Origin of the sequence: Acinetobacter sp. SA01, assembly GCF_011319235.1 — a bacterium.
GTDB lineage: Bacteria > Pseudomonadota > Gammaproteobacteria > Pseudomonadales > Moraxellaceae > Acinetobacter.
The window spans coordinates 14541-37794 of record NZ_WXXM01000022.1 but is presented as its reverse complement, the minus strand read 5'-3'; the positions used below and the strand labels follow the sequence as shown (position 1 = coordinate 37794).

Here is a 23254-nt window from a genome sequence, read left to right as displayed (position 1 = left end):
GAATAACTGCAAATATTTTACGTTTTTCCAGTAAAAAAGCATGTGATTTCCGGACGGATTTTAGCGTGGAGAAATCCCGATCCAACAGCCCCCTAAACTACCGGATGCAATGCTGGGAATAGATACAAGAAAGACTATCTTTTCCGCAAAACCCTTGATATCGTTGCTTTCAAATTGAATCGATAATGACAACACCACCAATAACAACGTGATGTGTCTAAAAAGCAGTGGAGTTAAAACGCATGCATCTGCATATTTTGGGTATTTGTGGCACCTTTATGGGTTCGCTCGCACTATTGGCACGTGATTTAGGACATAAAGTGACGGGTTCGGATGCAAATGTCTATCCACCCATGTCAACCCAACTAGAAAATGCAGGCATTGGCTTAATGCAGGGTTATGACCGCAGTCATTTGCAGCCACATCCCGATCTGGTCATTGTCGGGAATGCCATGAAGCGCGGCATTGATGCGGTGGAATACATGCTCAATGAAGGTCTGCCTTATATTTCAGGTCCGCAATTTTTGGCCGATCATGTTTTACAAGGCAAACATGTGCTGGGCGTTGCAGGAACCCATGGTAAAACCACCACAACCACTATGCTGGCTTGGGTACTGGATCAGGCCGGTTTAAATCCGGGCTTTTTGATTGGCGGCGTACCTTTGGGTTTTAGTGAAAGTGCACGTTTGGGCGGCGGCAAATACTTCTGTGTAGAAGCGGATGAATATGATTCTGCCTTCTTCGACAAGCGTTCCAAGTTTGTACATTATCATCCTAAAACCGCGATTTTAAATAACCTTGAATTTGACCATGCTGATATCTTTGATGATCTGGCTGCGATTCAAAAACAGTTCCATCATTTAGTACGGACCATTCCAAGTGAAGGCCGCATTATTGCGCCAATTACCGAAACCAATATTGATGAAGTTTTGCAGATGGGCTGCTGGACACCTGTGGTTCGCACTTCATTGGATGCCAATGACAAAGCGTTACTTTCTGCCGAACAGTTATTAAATGATGGTTCACATTTTAAAGTACTGGAAAATGGTATCGTTAAAGGTATCGTGAAATGGAACATGACCGGACAGCACAGTGTGGCCAATGCCTTGGCGACCATTGCAGCGGCGGAACATGTGGGCGTTTCGATCGAAACTGCATGTAAAGCACTTTCCAACTTTGGCGGCGTGAAACGCCGTATGGAATTGCTGGATACCGTAAAAGGCATTGAGGTGTATGATGATTTTGCCCATCACCCAACTGCCATTGAAACCACGCTTGACGGCGCACGCAAACGCCTGGGTGAACGTAAACTGTGGGCCATTATTGAACCGCGCTCCAATACCATGCGTATGGGTAGCCACAAAGATGGTTTGGCGCATTCCGCACGTCTGGCAGATGAAGTAATCTGGTATCAACCGGAAGGGCTGGACTGGGATCTACAGCCGGTAATTGACTCCGCACCAAACAAAGCCGTGGTGGCACGTAGCTTAGATGACATCATTCAAACGGTTGTCTCTGAGGCAGGTGAGGGCGATGCTGTGGTGATTATGTCGAATGGCGGTTTTGGCGGATTACACCAAAAATTGATTAGTGCCTTACAGCAAAACGCTTAAACTTCTTTTCAGCCTAAGCTTGATCAGGACCGTAGCCAATCGTTCTGCGGTCCTTCACTTATAAATTAATAAATCATATATTATTTTTTATTCAAATAACTATTTTGCTAATGACCTTGTCATCAAGACTTGTTAATTTAACTGGATAGCATCCCGCCAACATGACTGTTGCTATATATAAACCAGGCGGCTGGATGTCTTTTACAATAATCATTAAGAAGGATGGTCACCATGTCAAATACAATGAAAGCAATGGTTTACTACGGCGCCAATGATATCCGTTTCGAAGAACGTCCCATTCCTACCATCCTGCATCCCGATGATGCGATTATCAAACTCACCAAAGTCACGATCTGCGGGACTGACCTCGGCATCTGGAAAGGTAAAAACCCCGAAATTGAACAGGTGGAAAAAGAAAAAACCGGCAGCTTTAATGGCCGGATTCTCGGTCATGAAGGCATCGGCATTGTAGAAGAAGTCGGTTCAGCCGTAAAAAACTTCAAGAAAGGCGACCGGGTGATTATTTCCTGTGTTAGCCGCTGTGGTACCTGTGAAAACTGCCAGAAACAACTTTATGCACATTGCCGTAATGAAGGGGGCTGGATCATGGGCTACATGATCGATGGCACCCATGCCGAATATGTCCGGACTCCATTTGCAGATACTTCACTCTATCATTTGCCGGAAGGACTGAATGAAGATGTCGCAGTTTTCCTGTCTGATATTCTGCCAACTTCACATGAAATTGGGGTGCAGTATGGCGATGTTAAACCCGGCGATAACGTGGCGATTGTCGGTGCTGGCCCGATTGGGATGAGCTGTCTGCTCACCTCACAATTCTATTCACCTGCCAATATTATTATGGTGGATACAGATGATAACCGACTGGAATTTGCCAAGACTGTAGGGGCTACCCATGTCATCAACTCTGCTAAAGAAGACGCCATTGCAAAGATTCTAGAGCTTACCGGTGGTCGTGGTGTTGACTGTGCCATTGAAGCCGTGGGTGTGGAACCAACGTGGAATATCTGCCAACATGTGGTGAAAGAGGGAGGACATATTGCCAACGTGGGTGTGCATGGTAAATCTGTCAACTTTGAACTGAACAAGCTCTGGATCAAGAACCTGACTATCACCACCGGTCTGGTCAATGCCAACACCACTGGCATGTTGCTGAAAACCTGCTGTTCCGGCAAATTGCCACTGGAAAAACTGGCGACCCATCACTTTAAGTTTGCTGAGTTTGAAAAAGCCTATGATGTCTTCAAGCATGCCGCTGATGAAAAGGCCCTGAAGGTGATGATCGACATGGCTTAAGCTTTAAGTCTTCGATAAAAAAGTCCGCGCTGCGGACTTTTTTATTTTAGCCTGAATCAGAAATAGGAGAGTGGTCCTCTATTGGCCTGACGGCAGCTTCTGAATTTTATACCCTACTGCAAAGCCTTGATCTGCCAGATTTAAAAACCAAATGACAGACAATCTCTCTATCGGCTAGCACCCTTAAACTTAGGCTACAACATCTGCAAAACTCTGATCACGTTTAAACATTACCTCCACATAGGAACAGGTGGGAATAATTTTTAACTGTTTTTCACGTGCAAATTCAACTAAAACATCTAACAATTTTCGTGCTACGCCTTGGCCACGCAAACAATCATCCACCCAGGTATGATCAGCCACTATGGTATTTTCATTGCGCCAAACATAACTGATTTCTGCAATTCGTTGACCTGCATCATTCAAGGTAAAAAACTCACCTTGTTGGCCGTTATCCTTGTGTTGAAACTGCATCGCTAGTCCTCACTTTTTATTTGACTGAAACCAGAATACGTTAAAAGTAGATTATTTTAAAATATTGTGAATAGATAAAATTTGCACAATTACAATAAATATGCGATTCTTCAGCCATATTTGGATGAAATCCAAAACAAAATTAAGTTGAACAAGGGGAGTAGCCTCCTCCAAGCCTGATCATGATGCCGTTTTAAAATGATCAGGTGTCAGAATATCGTCATTACACTTTGCAAAAAGTCGGTATCTGAGCATCTGAATTTACATAATATTAATATTCAGATGTAGGCAAGACCTTGATCATGTTGACACAGATGTTTAAATCATCTGGCAACAGGTCAAGGTTTTTTTATGGCCGGTTGTCAGGTGTGGAGATTTTTATGGAATCCATTGGCAATTTATGGCTGTATTTAGCATTCTTCGGTTTAGTTGCCGTTATGCTCATCATCGACTTTTTGGGCTTCAGACAAAAACAGGGCCAAGAAGTCAAAATTAAAACCGCAGCGTACTGGAGTATGGCTTGGGTTTCTGTCGCCGTGCTATTTGGTGGTGGCTTATGGTTTTACCTGCAACAGACAGCTGGAGTAGCCATCGCAAATACCAAAGTCATGGAGTATTTTGCTGGTTACTTATTAGAGAAATCCCTCGCGATTGATAACGTTTTTGTGTGGCTAATGATTTTTGCTGCCTTCGCTATTCCTCCGGCATTGCAACGTAAAATATTGCTCTATGGGGTACTCGGCGCCATTGTATTACGTACCATCTTTATTTTTATTGGTGCCTGGTTCGTTCAGGAGTTCTCTTGGGTACTTTATATCTTCGGTGCTTTCCTGGTCTATACCGGCTTTAAATTTCTTAAAGGTCATGACGAAGACCCCAATATTGAAGATATGGCCTTACTCAAGTGGTTACGTAAACATATGCGTATTACCCCGCAGCTGGAAGGAGATAAATTCTTTGTCCGTCAAAACGGTCTGTTATGGGCCACGCCGTTATTCCTGGTCTTGATTTTGGTTGAAGCTTCCGATGTCATTTTTGCAGTAGATTCCATTCCGGCGATTTTCGCGGTCACCAGTGATCCCTTTATCGTATTAACTGCAAACTTAATGGCCATTTTAGGTCTACGTGCCATGTTTTTCTTGCTGGCAGGTGCAGCATCCAAAATGCATTATCTGCCGTATGGTCTCGGTATTATCCTGCTGTTTATTGGTTTCAAAATGTTGATGCTGGACGTGTTCCATATGCCAATCTGGATATCTTTGGGCTTTATTGTGATGGTCCTGTCCATTACTGCATGGTTATCGATTCGCTACAACAAGCAACAACAGTCACTTTAATTTTTAAATAAAATGATTCGGCCTTTCATCTTATAAATGGAAGGCTTTTTTATGACCCATATTTCAAGCGACTGGATATTTACAAGTAGAGTTTTTCATCCTTTAGCATGCAGCTCAATGCATCGTACAGGGGAGAGGATTAACCCCATCAGATCGGGTTTAAGGGAAAAATCAGGTACAATCAATCGAAAAAATTCAAAATCGCAGGTTTTCAATGTCTTCTGTAGTTGCAACGACGGCAGTTCGCGGTCGCTTCCTAGATATTCAGAATACGGTTGCCCAAGCGCGTGATATTCACGACCAAGTGCGATATGTAGAAGATGGTTTACTGATTACCGAAAATGGCAAAATTCGCTGGTTTGGCGACTGGCAAACTGGCCAGCAGCATATTCCGGCTGATGCTGAAGTTCATCATTATCCCGACAAGCTGATTGTACCGGGTTTTATTGATACCCATATCCATTTTCCGCAAACGGAGATGGTCGGGGCCTATGGGGAACAGCTGCTTGAATGGCTGAATAGCTATACCTTTCCGACTGAATTGCAGTTTAAAGACAAAGCCTATGCCGACAAAATCGCGCAGTTTTTTATCCAGGAATTATTAAAAAACGGCACCACCACAGCTTTGGTTTTTTGTACAGTCCATGCGGAATCGGTCGATGCCTTATTTGCAGCGGCACAACAGTATCAAATGCGTTTAATTGCCGGCAAAGTGATGATGGACCGTCATGCACCAGAAGATTTGTGTGATACGCCAGAGACTGCTTATCAGGACTCTAAGGCATTGATTGAAAAATGGCATGGCAAAGGCCGCAACCTGTATGCCATTACCCCACGTTTTGCACCAACCTCGACGCCAGAGCAACTGGCTAAAGCAGGGCAGCTGAAAGCCGAGTATCCTGATGTGTATATGCATACCCATTTAAGTGAAAACAAGAATGAAATTGCCTGGGTCAAAGATTTATTTCCTGAGCAAAAAGGTTATCTGGATGTCTATCACCATTATGGTTTAACCGGACAACGTTCGGTATTTGCCCACTGCGTACATTTGGAAGATACTGAGTGGGATTGTATGCATGCGACCGACTCAGCCATTGCCTTTTGTCCGACCTCAAATCTATTTTTGGGGAGTGGTTTATTTCCCCTGAAAAAAACTTGGGAGAAACAGGTCAAAGTGGGCTTAGGCACAGACATTGGGGCAGGGACGTCCTTCAGTCAGCTGCAAACCTTGAATGAAGCCTATAAAGTACAGCAGCTTCAGGGCGATAAACTCTCTGCATTTGAGTCTCTGTATCACGCGACCTTGGGCGGCGCCAAAGCGCTGGATCTGGAGGATAAACTGGGTAACTTTAACCTGGGCAAAGAAGCCGATTTTATTGTGCTGGATTTAAAAGCCACTGCACTGCAGGCACTACGTCAGAAACATGCCAAAAGCATTGAAGATGCTTTATTTGCCCTGATGACCATGGGCGATGATCGTAATATCCATGCCACCTATATTTATGGAGCAGCAGCCTATGTCAAAAAGTGAAGTGAGGAAAAAATCTGCTAAAAATATCATTGTGTGGGCTGGAATTGCCCTGGTGTGTGCATTTTTACTGAAACGCGATACGGTGCAGCACAAGGTCTGATTAGATTTACAAGCGCAAAAAAGATGCATCTCTTAAACAGATGTATTAAAATTAAAACAACTTTAGAGGTGTTGCTGGTCAACACCTTTTTTATTTTTTGATTTGCTTTTAGGTATCTCCCCATGACCGTTCATATGAGTGTGATGATCTCAACTGAAGAAATTCAAGCCAAAGTCAAAGAGCTTGGTGCAAAAATTGATGCTCACTATGCCAATAGTGACAAAGAATTGGTGCTGATTGGTTTACTTCGCGGTTCTGTCATTTTTATGGCGGATTTATGTCGTGCAATCAGCAAACCGCATGAACTCGATTTTATGACCGTATCCAGTTACGGTAGCGGTACGGTTTCAAGCCGTGATGTCAAAATTCTAAAAGATTTGGACGGTGAAATTCGCGGTAAAGATGTACTGATTGTGGAAGATATTATCGACTCTGGTAATACCCTGAGCAAAGTCCTGGAAATCTTGAGCACGCGCGGTCCCAACTCTATTGAACTGTGTACGCTCATCAGCAAACCTTCACGCCGTGAAATTGAACTTGAAGTGAAATTCCTGGGCTTTGAAGTGGAAGATAAATTTATTGTCGGTTATGGCTTGGACTATGATCAAAAATATCGCCATATTCCATTTATTGGTGAAATTGGTCTATAAGACTGACCCAAGATACTTAAAGTGGCCGAAGGCCACTTTTTTATGATTTAAATTGCAACAGGCACAAAAAAACAACAGTTATTAGCAGGATTCATCTGTTTCGTGTTGGATAAATGATTAATTATAAAAATGAAAGCGAATTGAAAGTAAATAAATGATAACAAAAGGAGAAGACTGATGTGGTCACTGATCGTTGCAATTGTGGTCGGTTTTATTGCAGGTTTAATTGCACGCGCTATTCATCCGGGTAATGATAAGGCAGGATTTTTTATTACTGCCTTGCTCGGTATTGCAGGTTCTTTATTGGCCACTTATGGTGGACGCTTACTCGGACTGTATGGTGAAAACTCTGCAGCAGGTTTTATTGCTTCGGTGATCGGGGCCATCATTATTCTGTTTCTTTATAACCTGGTGACCAAGAATTCCAGGGGTTAAATACTCCCTCACATAATAGAGTCACTCATAAAAAAGTACCGTACATGGTTTCAGTTAAGGAGTTTAGAAATAGACTCTTTAATTTTTTAGTAATTCATGGCGGAATCTTACCATTTTAAATCAAACCCTTGCAGCTCATTTGTTACTTTGGTTTCGCCCTGAGAAGCACTGCTTCGTAAGACCAATGGCATTTGTCATCCGCAAAACTCGTCAGCCACTATCAACTAGCAAATTCATCGCAGAAACAATCATTTTTTAATGTAGTCCTGCCTCAAACAGTTGCGGATGACTTTTCCACATATCAACTACAATCATGAATTTAAAAAGAAATGCCAGTCAATTTCTTAACTGACTGACATTACCGTACACGGCGCTTTTTTATAGTTCCTCGCATCAGCGCAGATCTATTTTATAAACCCAGTTCTTTCCAGATTTTTTCAATTTCCTGGGCAGGGTAGGCCCCCATAACTTTAAAGCCATTGGAGAAAACAATGGCTGGTGTCCCGGTTAACCCTAAAGTTTTACCTAAACTTAAATTACGCTCAATCGGATTGGCACAGCTTTTATTAGCATTGGGTTGAATCCCTTTAGCGATCAAATTTGACCAGGCCAAAGCTGGATCTTTCTCACAAAATACCTGTTTGGAAGCCGCCACAGATTGAGTTTTAATCGGGTAAATAAAGGTGTAAATAGTCACATCCTTTAATTTGCTTAGTTCAGTCTCAAGCTGTTTACAATACGGGCAATTTGGGTCAGAAAAGATCGCAATCTGGCGTTTACCATTACCTCGCACGGTTTTGACTGCATCCTGTAACGGCAATTTTTTCCAGTCAATACTGTTCTGCTTCAGTATTAAATCTTTGGTCAGGTTTTTCTGATCACTTAATCGGAACATGGAACCGACCAGAATATGTTGAGCATCTTCCCCCAAATACACCACTTGGCCATCCATTGAGCCGCTATAAATCCCTTTCATTTCGGTGGTTTGAATATTTTCAATGTTCAGTTTAGGATGTTGCTTACTCAGGTTGGTTTTCACTGTATCGACATTTGCCAAAGTTAAAGTGGAAATAAAACTCACCAAGGCACATACCAATGTTTTTTTAATCATCTGTTTTGCTCATCGCTTTAAAATCCTTCCCGCTGATTCTACTCAAAAACCAGCCAGGTAATCTTAAAATTTTAGCTCGCCTTACTGAAAATACACATATTTACCCAGCAAGGTTTCACGTGGAACATGGACTTAGCGTGGATTAATTTCTACCGAAACATGTACGATTTCCTCATGAATGGACAGGGCTGCACGAATCTGGTCTGCATTCAAATTGGAATCGGTGGCTAAAGCTAAAATGCAGGAGAATTTACCTTTCCCGACTTTCCAGACATGCAGGTCAGTAATGTCTACCAGAGGAAATTCTGCAATCACCTCGCGAATTTCTTCTACGACCGGATGATCCATTTCTGCATCCAGTAAGGTTTTTCCAGTTTCTTGAATGAGGCCCCAAGCCCATTTCGCCACCAGAATGGATCCGATAATGCCCAGTGCGGCATCCAGAAAAGTCCAATTCAAATACTTGGCAGCAAACAGGGCAATAATGGCAAAAACTGAAGTCACAGCATCGGCAACCACATGCATAAAAGCGGCTTTCTGGTTTAAGTCATGCTCGGTATGAGTATGCTCATTTTCATGATCATGGTGATGGTGATGGTGATGGTGATGGTGATGGTGATGGTGATGGTGATGGTGATCATCATGCAGTAACCATGCACAGATTACATTAATCACCAGGCCCAATATTGCAATCGGAATGGCTTGATTATAAAGAATATCAATCGGATTGAGCAGTCGTTCAATCGATTGAAAGGCCATAAACACCGCCACCACCATCAACAAGATGGCGCTGCTATAGCCTGCCAAAATTTCAATTTTCCAGGTACCAAAACTAAAACGATGATCCTGTGCATAACGACGTGCAGAACGGTAAGCAAAATAAGCCAGTCCCAGCGCCAGCATATGCGAACTCATGTGCCAGCCATCGGCCAGCAAGGCCATAGAGTTGTAAATCCAGCCACCAATCACTTCTAATAACATCATCACTGCCGTTAGAATGGTCGCCAATAAAATGCGTTTTTGTGCGAGCGGGTTGCCTTCATCAAACTGATGACTATGGGTTCGGGTCAATGGGGCGTCTTGCATAATCTAGATTTTCAATATACTCCCCCATAGTATATTTATTTTTGGAGAATAATGTTGGGTCATTTATATCAGGACAAGAAAATTCAGAATCGGGTCAAACGTTTACAAGGTCAGATTAATGCAGTGGATCTGGCTTTAAATACACCTGATGCTTCATGTATTCAAATATTGCAGCAGGCTGCCGCGATTAAAGGTGCGGTGAATGGTCTGATAAATGAGCTTATTGAAGCACATTTGCGTCATCACGTGATTGGAGAACAGACAGCAATTAATGAAACAGAACTGGAAGAATTTCTTAAATTATTAAAGCGTTATAGCTAAACTTCTTACATTTTATCCATTGACGCTATAGATCGATAACCAGTACGCTAAATTCTCCTTTTCTCCCCCCTATTTGCCATTTTGAACGCTGTGGCAAATATTTTTGCGACACTCTATGACAAATCAACAATCCTGGCGCCCGTTTTTGATGGTGAGCCTGGCTCTTTGTATTGGAACGATGGGGACGGCACTGGCCAGCCCTTTATATCCCATCTATCAGCAACTTTGGCATCTGTTGCCGAGTCATATCACCTATATTTTTGTCACCTATATGTTGGGCTGTTTAGCCACGCTCCTGTTTTTAGGCCGTACCAGTAACAGCATTGGCTTTTTAAAAACCTTAGAACTTGGTTTGGTCATCATCACACTTGGGCTTCTACTGTCCATGTTTGCGAATAATGTGCTATGGCTGTCTTTGGGGCGTTTTATTATCGGAATTGCCTCGGGATTGATGACTACATCAGCATTGATTGGTCTGATGTGGAGCATTCCTGAATCACATAAAAGCCATGCACCCCAGCTCAGTTCAGTAATTACCGCAGTTGGTTTTGGTTTAGGCCCGTTGGTCGGTGGACTGATTGCCCAGTTTTCTGCTACACCGCTATTTACCCCGTATATTCCTATCATTGTTGGGGCAATGTTGTGCTTCGTAGGTTTGTTACGTCTGCCACAGCCTGAATTTAGCGCACAGGCATTCTCGATTGCACCGCATTTAGAACGTCCTGAAGCACAATTTCATGTTGAATTTTATATTACCGGTTTGACTGCCTTTTGTGCCTTTGCAGCGTTTAGCCTATTCGCTTCACTTTCTCCCTCATTTGTACAGTTCATCATTCCCTGGCATGGTCCTTTGGTCAGTGGATTAGCCATTACCTGTATTTTGCTAATTTCTGCCATGGTACAGTATTTTTCCAGATCGATTCCTGCAAGAAAATGCCTGAATTATGGGCTGTATACGCTGTTGTTCAGTTTATTGATCCTGGGTTTATGTATCTATCTACACTGGAGCTTTCTGTTTTTTATCAGTGATGTACTGGTTGGCGTTGGGCATGGATTAGCGCTGATCGGGGCATTTGGTTTAATTCATGCCATGACCAACCTGCACAACCGGGCTGCAGTCATGTCGACTTATTTATTTGTAGCCTATTTAGGCACCATTTTACCCATTCTTGCAGTGGGTTATCTTGCCGATCATTTTGGTTTAACCGCAAGCGTACTCAGTTTTTGTGCTGCGTTCTGTTTACTGTGTCTGTTTTTGTTAATTTGGCATAAAAAAATAAATGATAAATAATCATCCTCAGCTTTAATGATCTTGCTTAGAAGTCTAGATTGTAGGCTCATTCTCAAAACGCTTGAACGTATTGTATTCAATCTCGACAGGGTTAAATTGCCCAAATTTTTATTCAGGCGTTCTCCTATCTGGTGACTTATAACAGAATAAAATATCATGCCATTAGATAAATTTTTAGCCTATCGTGAATCATTCAGTGATATAAAAAAAGCACTAAGTGATTAAAACTTAATGCTATTTTTCACATACTGGAATTTATTAGAGCCTATTACATAACTCTTTAATTTTAAATTACTTTCCGATACAAAATGATCCAAAGATCTTGCCCAACAAGTCATCTGCACTAAAGTCCCCGGTAATTTCACCCAAGGCATTCTGGGCAAGTCGCAATGACTCCGCCACCAGCTCACCGGCATGGAACACCACCAGTTGTTCACGCGCTTCTGCCAGATAGTGCTGAGTGCGCTTCATTGCGTCTAAATGGCGGGTACGGGCAATAAAGGTATCTTCTTCCGGCTGGAAGCCTGCATGCGCTGTAATCGCATCTATGAGCGACTGCACCCCGGTTTCCTGCTTGGCAGAAACGGTAATATGACGGAAACCTTGATAATCACCAATTGCAGCAGTTGCACCGGTTAAATCACACTTGTTGGCGATCAGCATTAAACGGCGTGGTTCCAAATGTTCGGCAAAATAGTTTTGTGCCAATTGCAGCGGATCTTCCCCTTGGCTTAAGTCATAGACCAGTAGCAACAAATCGGCTTGTTCAATTTCTTTAATCGCACGGCGAATGCCTTCTTTTTCCACCACATCACCGGTTTCACGTAAACCAGCGGTATCGGTCAGGGTAATCGGCAAGCCATTCAAGGTGATTTTTTCATGCAATACATCACGGGTGGTGCCGGCAATATCAGTCACAATGGCGCGTTCATTGCCCGCAAGGGTATTCAACAAGGAAGACTTACCTGCATTCGGTTTACCCGCAATCACTACTTGTAAGCCCTCACGCAATAGCTGGCCTTGGCGTGCCGAGGTCTGAACGGCAGCGACTGAACTTTGTACATCTTCTAACAGGGTTAAAATTTTGCCATCAGCCAAAAAATCGATTTCTTCTTCCGGGAAATCAATCGCAGCTTCCACATGCAGACGCAGGTGAATCAATTTCTCCAGCACGGTATTAACCCGGGTAGAGAAAGCACCTTGCAAGGAGCGTACTGCAGAACGTGCTGCGGCCTGTGAAGTAGCATCAATCAGGTCGGCAATCGCTTCAGCCTGGACCAGATCCAGCTTACCATTTTCAAAGGCACGCATGGAAAATTCACCAGCTTTAGCAGCGGTTGCACCTAGCTCCAGTAGTCGGCCGAGCAGGGCATTTTGAATCACCGGACCACCATGCCCCTGTAACTCCACCACATCTTCACCGGTAAACGAGTGTGGGTTAGGGAAGCAAATGGCCAAGCCTTCATCCATGACTTCACCAGATGCATCATAAAACTGACGAAAACCGGCGAAACGGGCTTTAGGCAAAGCTTTTCGGGTTAAAGCTTCAGCAATAGCATAAGATTTCGGACCCGACAGACGAATTACCCCCACACCACCGCGCCCAGGCGGAGTTGCAATCGCAGCAATCGTAGTAAGGTTTTGCATAAAATTCACCTAAAAAATCCCAAATCACAGCCAAAGAAAAATCCGCCTAAGATTACCATCTTAAGCGGATTTATTCAGCTATTCGCAATCAGTCGTTACTTAAACAACGTCACGTTTTTCGCGTTCTTTCGCCACACCTTTATTGATCAGGCTTTGCTGCAAGATGGTAATACTGTTGTTGACAATCCAGTACAACACCAAGCCCGCAGGGAAGAACAACATAAATACGGTGAAGACAATCGGCATAATCTTAAAGACTTTTGCCTGCATCGGATCAGCCGGTTGCGGATTTAAAGACTGCTGAATAAACATGGTCGCGCCCATCAGTAACGGCAGGATAAACCACGGATCCATTGCAGATAAATCTTGAATCCAAGCCAACCAGGGTGCATGACGCAATTCTACTGATTCCATCAATACCCAGTACAAGGCCAGGAAAATCGGCATTTGTAACAGCAATGGCAAGCAACCCGATAATGGATTGACCTGTTCACGTTTATACAGCGCCATCATTTCTTGCGAGAAGCGCATACGGTCTTCACCGAATTCTTCTTTCATGCGTTGCATTTCAGGTGCAATCACACGCATTTTCGCCATCGAGCGGTAGCTCTTGGATGACAATGGCCAAAGAATCAGTTTGACCAATACGGTCAACAGGATAATTGACCAGCCCCAGTTGCCGACAATGTTATGGAAGAATTGAAGGCCCAAGAACAATAATTTGGCAATTGGCCATAACCAGCCATAATCGACCGTTTGATTCAAGCCCACAGCCAAGTCTTTTAATTCAGACTGTACTTTAGGACCTGAATAGAATGTCGCATCCACTTCCGCCGCAGTACCTGCAGGTACATTCATGGTCGGTGAAGTGAAACCAATAATGTTCATATTATCGGTAGATTGGCGAGATTCCAGTTTGGCACTATAAGGCTGACCATTGGCTTGAGTCAGTTTAAGATCACCCGGAATCCAGGCACTGACAAAATAATGCTGCACGACAGCAACCCAGCCACCTTTGGCTTCAACATTCAACTTTTCATCATTGAAGTTGGCAAATTTCAGCTTGTTATAATGTTCATCTGGCGTTCCCCACGCCCCACCCAGGAATGTACCGAGTGTGAAAATACCTTGGGAAGATTTACCCGGATCATCCGAATTATCACGTTTGATCTGACCAAACATCTGGCCTTGCCAGTTCTGGTTACTACGGTTGACCACTTTGTGGCTGACCATAACCGGATATTCACCTTGCTTGAAGGTAAACGTCTTAATGATCTCTACACCGTCAGCAGTTTTGTAGACCATCGGTACCGATAAAACCTTAACCGCTTGACCATCTTTGTTCTTTTCCGCTTTGGCATCTGCCAGTGTATAAGATGCTTTTTCAATCTCATATACAGGACGACCATTGCGGTTACTGTCTGGTCCATTTAAACCAATCAATCCAGACTGAGCAACATAAGTACGTTGTGCATCGCTTTCCAGCATCACGAACGGCGCATTACTGTCTTTATCTTTATCGTGGTTCAATAATTCAATACGAACAATGTCACCCCCTTTAGGATTAATCCAAAGATGATAAAGGTCAGTTTGTACTGAAATAAGCTGTTGACTTACAGGTGCAGTGGCATCTGTTGTAGTTTGCTGAGTCGCAATATTCGCTTGAGGCATGTCAGACGCAGTAGCAGCGGTTTGACCATTTGGCAAATCTGCAGATACTTCATGTGAAACCACGGCAGCTTCTTGCTGCGGTTTAGTTTCTGCATGACCATAATCCTTTTGCCAAGCCAAAATAAGCAAATATGCGACGACAAACATGGCCCCTAGAATTGCAAACCTGGCCCATTGTTGCATATCTATTATCCCAAGTAGTTAGAGTGATTTCGGTTCAATAAACGATCACGAAAGGGTACAACAACGTGAAGCGTTTGAGAATCTATTTGCTGAAATGAAATAAAACGAATTGCCTTTGGCGGAACCGGATCATATCCCGAGCCCCCCCAAGGATGACAACGACAAATACGCTTAGTAGCTAACCACACACCACGCACAGCACCATAACAATGGACTGCTTCCAAAGAATATTGAGAACATGTGGGAATATAACGACAGCGGGGTCCCAATAAAGGACTAATCGCGATCTGATAGAATCGAATCAACCAATGCAGTAAACGTACCATTGGCCTTCTCTACTTTTGTGGGGAGGGAGCTATCTTTTTATGCTTTTTGGCAAGGCGTTGCAATTTCTGCCAAGCAAATTGTAATTGCTGCTGCAATTCCGCATTAGGGATTGCTTCAATACCCATTTTAGGCATGACCACAATATCTAATAAATCTAATTGCTGCTGATGCAGGCGAAAACTTTCACGAGCAAGACGCTTTACTCTATTTCTTTCATGTGCGCGACGCACTTTTTTCTTGGCAACAACAATACCCAAACGGCTTTTCGGCTGCTCGGATTTTTTAGCAAGAAATAAGAAATGGGGTTGATGCACTTTAAAAAGCGCACCATCAAACACACTTTTATAATCGGCAGCACAGTGTATGCGTACATCTGTGCTGAAGCCATAAAGTGTCATAACACCCAAAATCGTAATAGCGTTAACAGATTAAACAGTTAAGCTATGACGACCTTTTGCACGACGGCGAGCTAATACTTGACGACCAGCTTTAGTAGCCATACGAGCACGGAAACCATGAACACGCTTACGCTTTAATTCTGATGGTTGGAATGTACGTTTCATATTGAAACTCCAAAAATGATCTTTCTATGAAGGTTCGCGATTTTAGTGTTCATTCAATGAGCTGTCAATCAAAAACAAACTTTCTTTCAAAATAAACCGGTTTTTAGAAGATTGATGTGTTGAACATACAATTAGCTAATTAAAAGTTGTATCTATTTTATACACAGTATAAATTATTGATTAATAAAACAACGTAAGTTATAAACAGAAATATTCACAATCTTATCCACAGCTTACTGTGAATGAGATGATTGTGTTGAGAAATGAATTTAAATTTATAACTTTTCCGAGTTATCCCCAAAGAATGGCTTTCTTATAAATAAATTCAAATTTATAAATTTAAATTTATTATTATTAGGACTGTGTTTTTCTGTGGAAAAGGCTATTTTATTTTTTATAAACATAAATTTAAATTGTGGATATCTATGTTTTTATAATTTTATTAAATTGTGGATAACTTTATGTTATATTTTATCCACAGCTTGCGGATAAACTTATCCACATCATGATTTAAATTTAAATTTAATCGGAAATTTGCTTTTTTGAATGATATTTCCTGAATTTTGCCATGACAGATGTGGATAACTTCGATAGAATGGCGACCCGCTCGGTCGGGCTCGCATGATTTTTTTACTAACAATGGAATGAATAGGGGTTTCACATGCTTTGGACAGACTGTCTAACTCGTTTGCGACAAGAGCTTTCGGGAAATGTCTTTACCATGTGGATTCGCCCTCTGGTTGCTGAAGAGCTGAACGATACTTTAAGACTCTATGCACCCAATCCGTATTGGACCCGCTATATTCAGGAACATCATCTGGAGCTGATTACGATTTTGGCCGAACAGATGTCCGAAGGCCGGGTACGTAAAGTCGAGATTCTGGTGGATTCACGTCCGGGTGCAATCTTGTCAGCCAATGAACAGCCGGCAACCACCACAGCTGCATTGCAATCTGTTCCTGCAGCTGTTTCCAAGCCGAAAAAAGAAAAAGATGAAACGGGCAGTAAAAACAGCCGTAAACGTTTACTCAATCCCTTATTTACTTTTTCACTATTCGTTGAAGGCCGTTCCAACCAGATGGCAGCTGAAACCTGCCGTAAAGTTTTAACCCAGTTGGGGGCTTCACAGCATAACCCGCTATTTTTATATGGACCGACCGGTTTGGGTAAAACCCACCTCATGCAAGCTGTTGGTAATGCCCTGTTACAGGCCAAACCCAATGCACGGGTGATGTATATGACGGCCGAGAGTTTTGTACAAGATTTTGTCAGCTCTTTACAGCAAGGCAAAGTGGAAGAGTTTAAAAAGAATTGCCGCTCGCTCGATCTGTTGTTGGTGGATGATATTCATTTGCTGGCCGGTAAAGAAGCCAGTCTGGTGGAGTTTTTTTATACCTTTAACGCGTTATTGGATGAATCAAAACAGATTATTCTGACTTCCGACCGTTATCCCAAAGAATTGACGGAACTGGATGCACGTCTGGTTTCACGTTTTTCCTGGGGCTTATCGGTCGGGGTGGAACCACCGGATATTGAAACCCGAATTGAAATTTTGTTGAAAAAAGCCGAAAGCAGTGGGGTAGAGTTGCCGCGTAACTGTGCCCTGTTTATTGCCCAGCAAGTGGTGGCCAATGTTCGTGAGCTGGAAGGCGCGCTGAACAAAGTGGTGGCGATTTCCCGTTTTAAAGGCACACCGATCGATCTGGATGTGGTACGTGAATCGTTAAAAGATGTGCTGGCCATTCGTGCCCGTACCATCAGTACTGAAAATATCCAGCGGGTGGTGAGTGAATATTTCCGTATTCCTTTAAAGGAAATTGTCGGTCCCAAACGTACCCGGATTTATGCTCGTCCACGTCAGCTGGCCATGGGCTTGGCACGTGAACTGACCGGGGACAGTTTCCCCGAAATTGGCATGGCCTTTGGTGGTCGTGACCACAGTACCGTGATGCATGCCTGTGAAAAAGTCATCAGTCTGCGTGAACAAGATCCGATCTTTAATGAAGACTATAAAAACCTGCAACGGCTGTTGCAAAGCTGATCTGATTTGATCAAATTCTATTCTTGCAATGCGGCATATTCTGCCGCATAGTACACTGCTAAAAAACACATTTATTTATTTTCATCTTCAGTTGTTAGAGGAATGTACCGTGCGTTTGAAAATCGCGAAAGAAAGCTTACTTAATGTTCTGTCACATGTCGTAGGAGCGGTTGAACGTCGCCATACTTTAAACATTCTCTCTAACGTAAAAATTCAGGTCAATAATGAATCCTTGACCATTACCGGTTCTGATCTGGAAGTGGAACTGGTGGCCAGTACCACACTGGCTGAAGGGGCTTGCTTGCAGGCGGGTGAAACCACTGTACCTGCACGTAAACTGGTGGATATCTGTAAATCCTTGCCTGCCGCGGCATTGATTGACCTGCAAATTACTGAAGATCGCTGTATTTTAAAATCGGGCAATAGCCGCTTTGTACTGGGTACTTTGCCGGCTGAAGATTATCCATTGTTAAGTACTGAAAATGCCCAAGGTACGCAAGTCACCGTGACTCAGCGCGAGTTAAAACGCCTGTTTGAAAAAACGGCTTTTGCAATGGCGGTACAGGATGTCCGTTTCTATTTAACCGGTACATTGCTTGAAATTGACCAAAATCAATTGCGTGCTGTAACGACTGATGGTCACCGTTTAGCGCTGTGTGAAACGGTTGCACAATCTACTGCAACCCAGCCTATTCAGGCGATTGTGCCTCGTAAAGCGGTAGCTGAGTTGCAACGTCTGCTCAGCATTGAAGATGAGCAATTGTCTTTATTGATTGGCCGTGAACTGTTAAATGTGACCATCAGTACCCCAAGTCGTGATAAAGAGCAGGGCGATATTACTGTTCGTTTCACCACTAAACTAATTGATGGAAAATTCCCGGATTACCGTCGCGTGATTCCACGTGGTGGAGATAAAAATGTACTGATCGCGCATGATGTATTCAAGCAATCCTTGCAACGTGTGGCCATTCTCAGTAATGAAAAATTACGTGGCGTGTTCCTGAATTTTGGTGCCGATTCTTTGCAGCTGCGTGCCAATAACCCGGAGCAAGATGAAGCGATTGAAGATTTAGCCATTCAGTATGCAGATGCACCGATGGAAATGTCTTTCAATGCCCAATACCTGCTTGATGTGCTGAGTGTATTAGATGGTGAAGATGTATCGATGACCATGACTGAAGCGAATCAGTCGGTATTGGTGCATGATCCGGCACAACAGGATCAGACCTATGTTGTAATGCCAATGCGTGTTTAATTTGCCGATATTGAATTAGATTTAACCATGCATATTACGCGTTTAAATATAGAACGTGTTCGAAACTTAAAGACGGTTGCACTCCATGAGTTGCAGCCGTTTAATGTCTTTTACGGGCAAAACGGTTCAGGCAAAACCTCGATTTTGGAAGCCATTCATTTGCTGGCGACCGGGCGTTCTTTTCGTACCCATATCCCGAAAAATTATATTCAGAATGAAACCGGCGATGCGATTGTGTTTGCACAATCGGCAACGGAAAAAATTGGCATGCAAAAGCTGCTCTCCGGTGAACAGCTGATTAAGGTCAATGGCGATCATATCGCGACCCAAGGTCAACTGGCCAAAATACTGCCTTTACAGCATATTGATCCGCAAAGTACCGACATTATCGATTATGGTGCCAAACCGCGCCGGCAGTTGCTGGATTGGCTGATGTTCCACGTGGAACCGGATTTTTATCATGCCTGGCAGTACTATGCACGTGCCTTAAAGCAACGTAACAGCTTGTTGAAATCGAGCAGAAATCTCGGTTTGCATGATCTGGAACCATGGAACAAAATGTTGGCTGAATATGGCGAAATGCTGAATTCGCAGCGTAGCGGCATTGTCGAGCAGTGGAAAGTTTATTTTGAGCAGGATTTGCAGCACTTGCTACCCAATCTTGCGGTTGAACTGGAATATATGCCTGGCTTTCATACCGAACAGGGCTTGCTGCATGACCTGACTGTGCATCATCAGAAAGATGTGGATCGCCGTTATACTGAATACGGTCCACATCGTGCCGATTTACGTTTAAAAACAACGTTGGGCGATGCTGATGTGGTGCTTTCACGCGGTCAGAAAAAGCTCTTGATTATGGCTCTAAAACTGTCACAGATTGCAATGCTACATGCCTGTAATAAGGAAACTGTGGTATTATTAGATGATCTGACAGCAGAATTAGATTTAACTGCACAACGACGATTAATTGAGCGATTAAGCCAGCTGGGTAGTCAAGTTTTTATTACCACTTTAGAGCATGAATCGGTCAAAAAACATTTACATGATTTGTCTATTTCATATCAATTATTCAAAGTTGAAAATGGTCAAGTTCAGGTTGTTGTGCAATAACTTTTTAAATTTTACCCATCTTTGGATAGACCTATATTTCACTAGGGAGAAACCATGAGTTCAGAAGATCAAGCTGCTTCTCAAACAGAACCAACCCATGAAAAAGCTTATGATTCCTCTAGTATCAAGGTATTACGTGGCCTCGATGCTGTGCGTAAGCGTCCAGGTATGTATATTGGCGATACAGACGATGGCTCAGGCTTGCATCACATGGTGTTTGAGGTGGTCGATAACGCCATTGATGAAGCTTTGGCAGGTCACTGTGACGAAATCCTGGTCACCATCCATGAAGATGAGTCAGTCAGCGTATCCGATAATGGTCGTGGTATTCCGACAGATATTCATCCTGAAGAAGGCGTATCTGCAGCTGAAGTGATTTTAACCATTCTGCATGCCGGCGGTAAGTTTGACGATAATAGCTACAAAGTTTCTGGTGGTTTGCATGGTGTAGGTGTTTCGGTCGTCAATGCCTTATCGAGCAAACTGGAATTAACCATTTACAGAGCCGGTCATATTCACCAACAAGAATATAAACATGGTGATCCTGTCTATCCACTCAAAGTCGTGGGTGATACCGACAAAACCGGGACTACTGTTCGTTTCTGGCCAAGTGCCGAGACCTTTAGTCAAACTATTTTCAATGTTGATATTTTGGCGCGCCGTTTGCGTGAGCTTTCATTCCTGAATGCCGGTGTGCGTATTGTGCTACGTGATGAACGTATCAATGCAGAACATGTGTTTGATTATGAAGGTGGTTTGTCTGAATTCGTAAAATATATCAACCAGGGCAAAACCCATCTGAATGATATCTTTCATTTTACTGTGCAAGCAGACAATGGCATTGGTGTAGAAGTTGCCTTGCAATGGAATGACACGTATCAAGAAAACGTGCGTTGTTTTACCAATAACATTCCACAAAAAGATGGTGGTACACATTTAGCTGGTTTCCGTGCTGCTTTAACCCGTGGCTTAAACAGCTATATGGAAAGCGAAAACTTGCTCAAAAAAGAGAAAGTTGCTGTATCGGGTGATGATGCACGTGAAGGTTTAACCGCGATTGTTTCGGTAAAAGTGCCTGATCCTAAATTCTCTTCACAAACCAAGGAAAAACTGGTTTCAAGTGAAGTGAAACCTGCTGTAGAGCAGGCGATGAACAAGTCATTCTCGGAATACCTGCTGGAAAATCCGCAAGCAGCAAAATCGATTGCCGGAAAAATTATCGATGCTGCACGTGCGCGGGATGCTGCACGTAAAGCGCGTGAAATGACCCGTCGTAAGAGTGCGCTGGATATTGCCGGTTTGCCAGGTAAACTGGCGGACTGTCAGGAAAAAGATCCGGCATTGTCTGAATTGTACCTGGTCGAAGGTGACTCTGCGGGTGGTTCTGCCAAACAGGGCCGTAACCGTAAGATGCAAGCCATTCTGCCACTGAAAGGTAAAATCCTGAACGTAGAACGTGCCCGTTTCGACAAGATGATCTCGAGTCAGGAAGTCGGTACGCTGATTACAGCGTTGGGCTGTGGTATTGGTCGTGAAGAGTACAACCCGGACAAATTACGTTATCACAAAATCATCATCATGACCGATGCTGACGTTGATGGTTCGCACATCCGTACGCTACTGTTGACCTTCTTCTTCCGTCAAATGCCTGAACTGGTAGAACGCGGTTATATCTATATTGCACAGCCACCGTTATATAAACTGAAAAAAGGCAAGCAAGAGCAGTACATTAAAGATAATGATGCGCTTGAGACTTACCTGATTTCTAACGCAATTGATGAGTTGGAACTGCATGTCAGCGCCGATGCACCTGCGATTCGTGGTGAGTCTTTAGCAAAAGTCATTGCTGACTATCAGACTTCACAAAAGAGCTTGCAGCGTTTAACGCTACGTTATCCAGCAAGCTTGCTGGATGGTTTACTGGGCCTAGATGCGTTCAAGCTCGACCATAGTCATGATGAAGACTATGTGAAACAGTGGTCTGAACAGTTGCGTGCTGCTATTGAAACGTATCAACCAAGTTTACGTCCTGAAATCACGCTTGAAGTGTTTGAGAAAGAACATGCAGACGGTAGCAAAGTGGTGCATTACTGGCCACGTGTAACGGTGTATGTGCACAACTTGCCGCATCATTATTTACTGGATACCGGATTGCTCGGTTCAAGTGAATACAAGCGTTTACTGCAAAATTCGAAGAGCTGGTTTACCTTGCTTGAAGAAGGCGCTTATTTGCAGAAAGGTGATCGCAAGATTCAGGTGTCGACCTTCCATCAGGTTTGGCAGCACATTTTATCTGACTCACGTCGCGGCATGATGATCCAGCGCTATAAAGGTTTGGGTGAGATGAATGCGGAACAGCTGTGGGAAACGACTATGGATCCTGAAAACCGTAACATGCTGCAGGTGACCATTGACGATGCCATTGAGGCAGACCGCATGTTCTCCTGTTTGATGGGCGATGATGTGGAACCGCGTCGTGCCTTTATTGAGGAAAATGCCTTAAATGCGGATATTGACGCTTGATGCATTGATGAGTGAAATTGTAAAAAAGCATCCTTCGGGATGCTTTTTTTATGCTGTTTTTATTTTAATTCGATTAATTTTTAGCCATCTTTGTTTTTATTAAAATGACGTATTCCTCTGTCATGATGATTCCAAATAAAGAGGAAATCATCATGCAATATGACGAGGTGAGCACTATGGACCAAGAACTGGAACAGATCCGCGATATCTGGACTCAGGCCTTTTTTAGCGGAAATTATGAGGTGCTGGCTCAGTATGAACATGAACAGTTCAAAGTGGTCTACGAGCAGGAAGGTCGCGTGGAAAGCAATTTTGTTCGCTATGACCGCATTGCTCATGCCGTGAAAAATGGTGTCTGGAAGCCGCAAAAACTCGCAGTTGAGTTTGAAGAATTTGATTATGATGAAGATTTAAAGCATTGCCAGGTCTGGATTGGCTTGCAGAATCATAAACAAATTCGGGAATTATGGGTCAATGAGAGCGCCTGGAAAATCATTGAACTCAGGTTTTTAAAACGCAAAAAACAGCTCAGGATAAGTCAAAAAACTAATTTAAAATGACGAGTATAGTGTGGATAAGTTTTTAAGCTGCCATTTCAGCTCAATAAAAGAGTAAAAATTAACTTATCCATAGCATAAGGCGATATTTTATTTTAAATTTAAACTTGA

21 protein-coding genes are annotated in these 23254 nt (G+C 43.2%); 13 read left to right on the top strand and 8 right to left on the bottom strand.

Translation table 11 applies throughout. The annotated features are described in order from the left end of the window. Positions 1-242: 242 nt before the first annotated feature. Positions 243-1613 carry a UDP-N-acetylmuramate:L-alanyl-gamma-D-glutamyl-meso-diaminopimelate ligase gene (gene mpl, locus GTU69_RS15085; protein WP_166171680.1) on the top strand — a complete coding sequence of 457 codons (1371 nt, stop codon included), beginning with the start codon at positions 243-245 and terminating at the stop codon, positions 1611-1613. A 231-nt stretch (positions 1614-1844) separates the two neighbouring features. Beyond that, entirely contained in the window at positions 1845-2930 is a 1086-nt protein-coding gene (locus GTU69_RS15080; protein ID WP_166171678.1) for a zinc-dependent alcohol dehydrogenase family protein, read from the top strand. A 189-nt stretch (positions 2931-3119) separates the two neighbouring features. Here GTU69_RS15080 and GTU69_RS15075 read toward each other — a convergent pair whose 3' ends face one another. Continuing rightward, positions 3120-3404, bottom strand: a complete 285-nt coding sequence (locus GTU69_RS15075) for a GNAT family N-acetyltransferase (protein ID WP_166171676.1) — start codon at positions 3402-3404, stop codon at positions 3120-3122. 380 nt (positions 3405-3784) lie between these two features. Here GTU69_RS15075 and GTU69_RS15070 point away from each other — a divergent pair, with 380 nt between their 5' ends. The 4 genes from GTU69_RS15070 to GTU69_RS15055 all read left to right on the top strand — a co-directional run bounded on the left by GTU69_RS15070 (position 3785) and on the right by GTU69_RS15055 (position 7457). Further along, entirely contained in the window at positions 3785-4741 is a 957-nt protein-coding gene (locus GTU69_RS15070; protein ID WP_166171674.1) for a TerC family protein, read from the top strand. 214 nt (positions 4742-4955) lie between these two features. Continuing rightward, positions 4956-6272 (top strand): guanine deaminase, encoded by a 1317-nt coding sequence (gene guaD, locus GTU69_RS15065; protein WP_166171672.1) that lies wholly within the window; start codon positions 4956-4958, stop codon positions 6270-6272. Positions 6273-6494: 222 nt separating this feature from the next. After that, on the top strand, positions 6495-7022 hold the full coding sequence (gene hpt / locus GTU69_RS15060) for a hypoxanthine phosphoribosyltransferase (protein ID WP_166171670.1): 528 nt from the start codon (positions 6495-6497) through the stop codon (positions 7020-7022). 177 nt (positions 7023-7199) lie between these two features. Next, positions 7200-7457 carry a GlsB/YeaQ/YmgE family stress response membrane protein gene (locus GTU69_RS15055; protein WP_086197596.1) on the top strand — a complete coding sequence of 86 codons (258 nt, stop codon included), beginning with the start codon at positions 7200-7202 and terminating at the stop codon, positions 7455-7457. Positions 7458-7866: 409 nt separating this feature from the next. Here GTU69_RS15055 and GTU69_RS15050 read toward each other — a convergent pair whose 3' ends face one another. Next, positions 7867-8568 carry a DsbC family protein gene (locus tag GTU69_RS15050; RefSeq protein WP_166171668.1) on the bottom strand — a complete coding sequence of 234 codons (702 nt, stop codon included), beginning with the start codon at positions 8566-8568 and terminating at the stop codon, positions 7867-7869. Positions 8569-8700: 132 nt separating this feature from the next. Continuing rightward, positions 8701-9654, bottom strand: coding sequence for a CDF family Co(II)/Ni(II) efflux transporter DmeF (gene dmeF, locus GTU69_RS15045; protein ID WP_166171666.1), 954 nt, complete (start codon positions 9652-9654; stop codon positions 8701-8703). A 54-nt stretch (positions 9655-9708) separates the two neighbouring features. On the opposite strand from dmeF, the gene GTU69_RS15040 reads away from it, so the two are divergent. Continuing rightward, the gene (locus tag GTU69_RS15040) at positions 9709-9975 is read left to right on the top strand and encodes a metal/formaldehyde-sensitive transcriptional repressor (RefSeq protein ID WP_086197612.1); all 267 of its coding nucleotides are present in this window, start codon (positions 9709-9711) and stop codon (positions 9973-9975) included. A gap of 115 nt (positions 9976-10090) precedes the next feature. Then, on the top strand, positions 10091-11266 hold the full coding sequence (locus GTU69_RS15035) for an MFS transporter (RefSeq protein ID WP_171522038.1): 1176 nt from the start codon (positions 10091-10093) through the stop codon (positions 11264-11266). Positions 11267-11557: 291 nt separating this feature from the next. On the opposite strand, the gene mnmE is transcribed toward GTU69_RS15035, so the two are convergent. The 5 genes from mnmE to rpmH form a co-directional block, all read right to left on the bottom strand. Further along, on the bottom strand, positions 11558-12913 hold the full coding sequence (gene mnmE, locus GTU69_RS15030) for a tRNA uridine-5-carboxymethylaminomethyl(34) synthesis GTPase MnmE (RefSeq protein WP_166171664.1): 1356 nt from the start codon (positions 12911-12913) through the stop codon (positions 11558-11560). Between the two features lie 99 nt (positions 12914-13012). Beyond that, the gene (gene yidC / locus GTU69_RS15025; protein ID WP_166171662.1) at positions 13013-14767 is read right to left on the bottom strand and encodes a membrane protein insertase YidC; all 1755 of its coding nucleotides are present in this window, start codon (positions 14765-14767) and stop codon (positions 13013-13015) included. A gap of 5 nt (positions 14768-14772) precedes the next feature. Next, entirely contained in the window at positions 14773-15093 is a 321-nt protein-coding gene (gene yidD, locus GTU69_RS15020; RefSeq protein ID WP_166171660.1) for a membrane protein insertion efficiency factor YidD, read from the bottom strand. Between the two features lie 9 nt (positions 15094-15102). After that, the gene (gene rnpA / locus GTU69_RS15015; protein WP_166171658.1) at positions 15103-15492 is read right to left on the bottom strand and encodes a ribonuclease P protein component; all 390 of its coding nucleotides are present in this window, start codon (positions 15490-15492) and stop codon (positions 15103-15105) included. A 30-nt stretch (positions 15493-15522) separates the two neighbouring features. After that, complete coding sequence (rpmH, locus tag GTU69_RS15010; RefSeq protein ID WP_000831329.1) at positions 15523-15657, bottom strand: 50S ribosomal protein L34; 135 nt, start codon at positions 15655-15657, stop codon at positions 15523-15525. A gap of 661 nt (positions 15658-16318) precedes the next feature. Between rpmH and dnaA the strand changes: the two genes are divergently transcribed. The 5 genes from dnaA (at position 16319) to GTU69_RS14985 (ending at position 23146) form a co-directional block, all read left to right on the top strand. Then, complete coding sequence (dnaA, locus tag GTU69_RS15005) at positions 16319-17698, top strand: chromosomal replication initiator protein DnaA (protein ID WP_166171656.1); 1380 nt, start codon at positions 16319-16321, stop codon at positions 17696-17698. Between the two features lie 109 nt (positions 17699-17807). After that, positions 17808-18953 (top strand): DNA polymerase III subunit beta, encoded by a 1146-nt coding sequence (dnaN, locus tag GTU69_RS15000; RefSeq protein ID WP_086197588.1) that lies wholly within the window; start codon positions 17808-17810, stop codon positions 18951-18953. A 27-nt stretch (positions 18954-18980) separates the two neighbouring features. After that, positions 18981-20063 carry a DNA replication/repair protein RecF gene (gene recF / locus GTU69_RS14995; protein ID WP_086197587.1) on the top strand — a complete coding sequence of 361 codons (1083 nt, stop codon included), beginning with the start codon at positions 18981-18983 and terminating at the stop codon, positions 20061-20063. Positions 20064-20117: 54 nt separating this feature from the next. Further along, positions 20118-22586, top strand: a complete 2469-nt coding sequence (gyrB, locus tag GTU69_RS14990) for a DNA topoisomerase (ATP-hydrolyzing) subunit B (protein ID WP_086197586.1) — start codon at positions 20118-20120, stop codon at positions 22584-22586. Positions 22587-22762: 176 nt separating this feature from the next. Next, complete coding sequence (locus tag GTU69_RS14985; RefSeq protein WP_086197610.1) at positions 22763-23146, top strand: hypothetical protein; 384 nt, start codon at positions 22763-22765, stop codon at positions 23144-23146. Positions 23147-23254 lie beyond the last annotated feature (108 nt).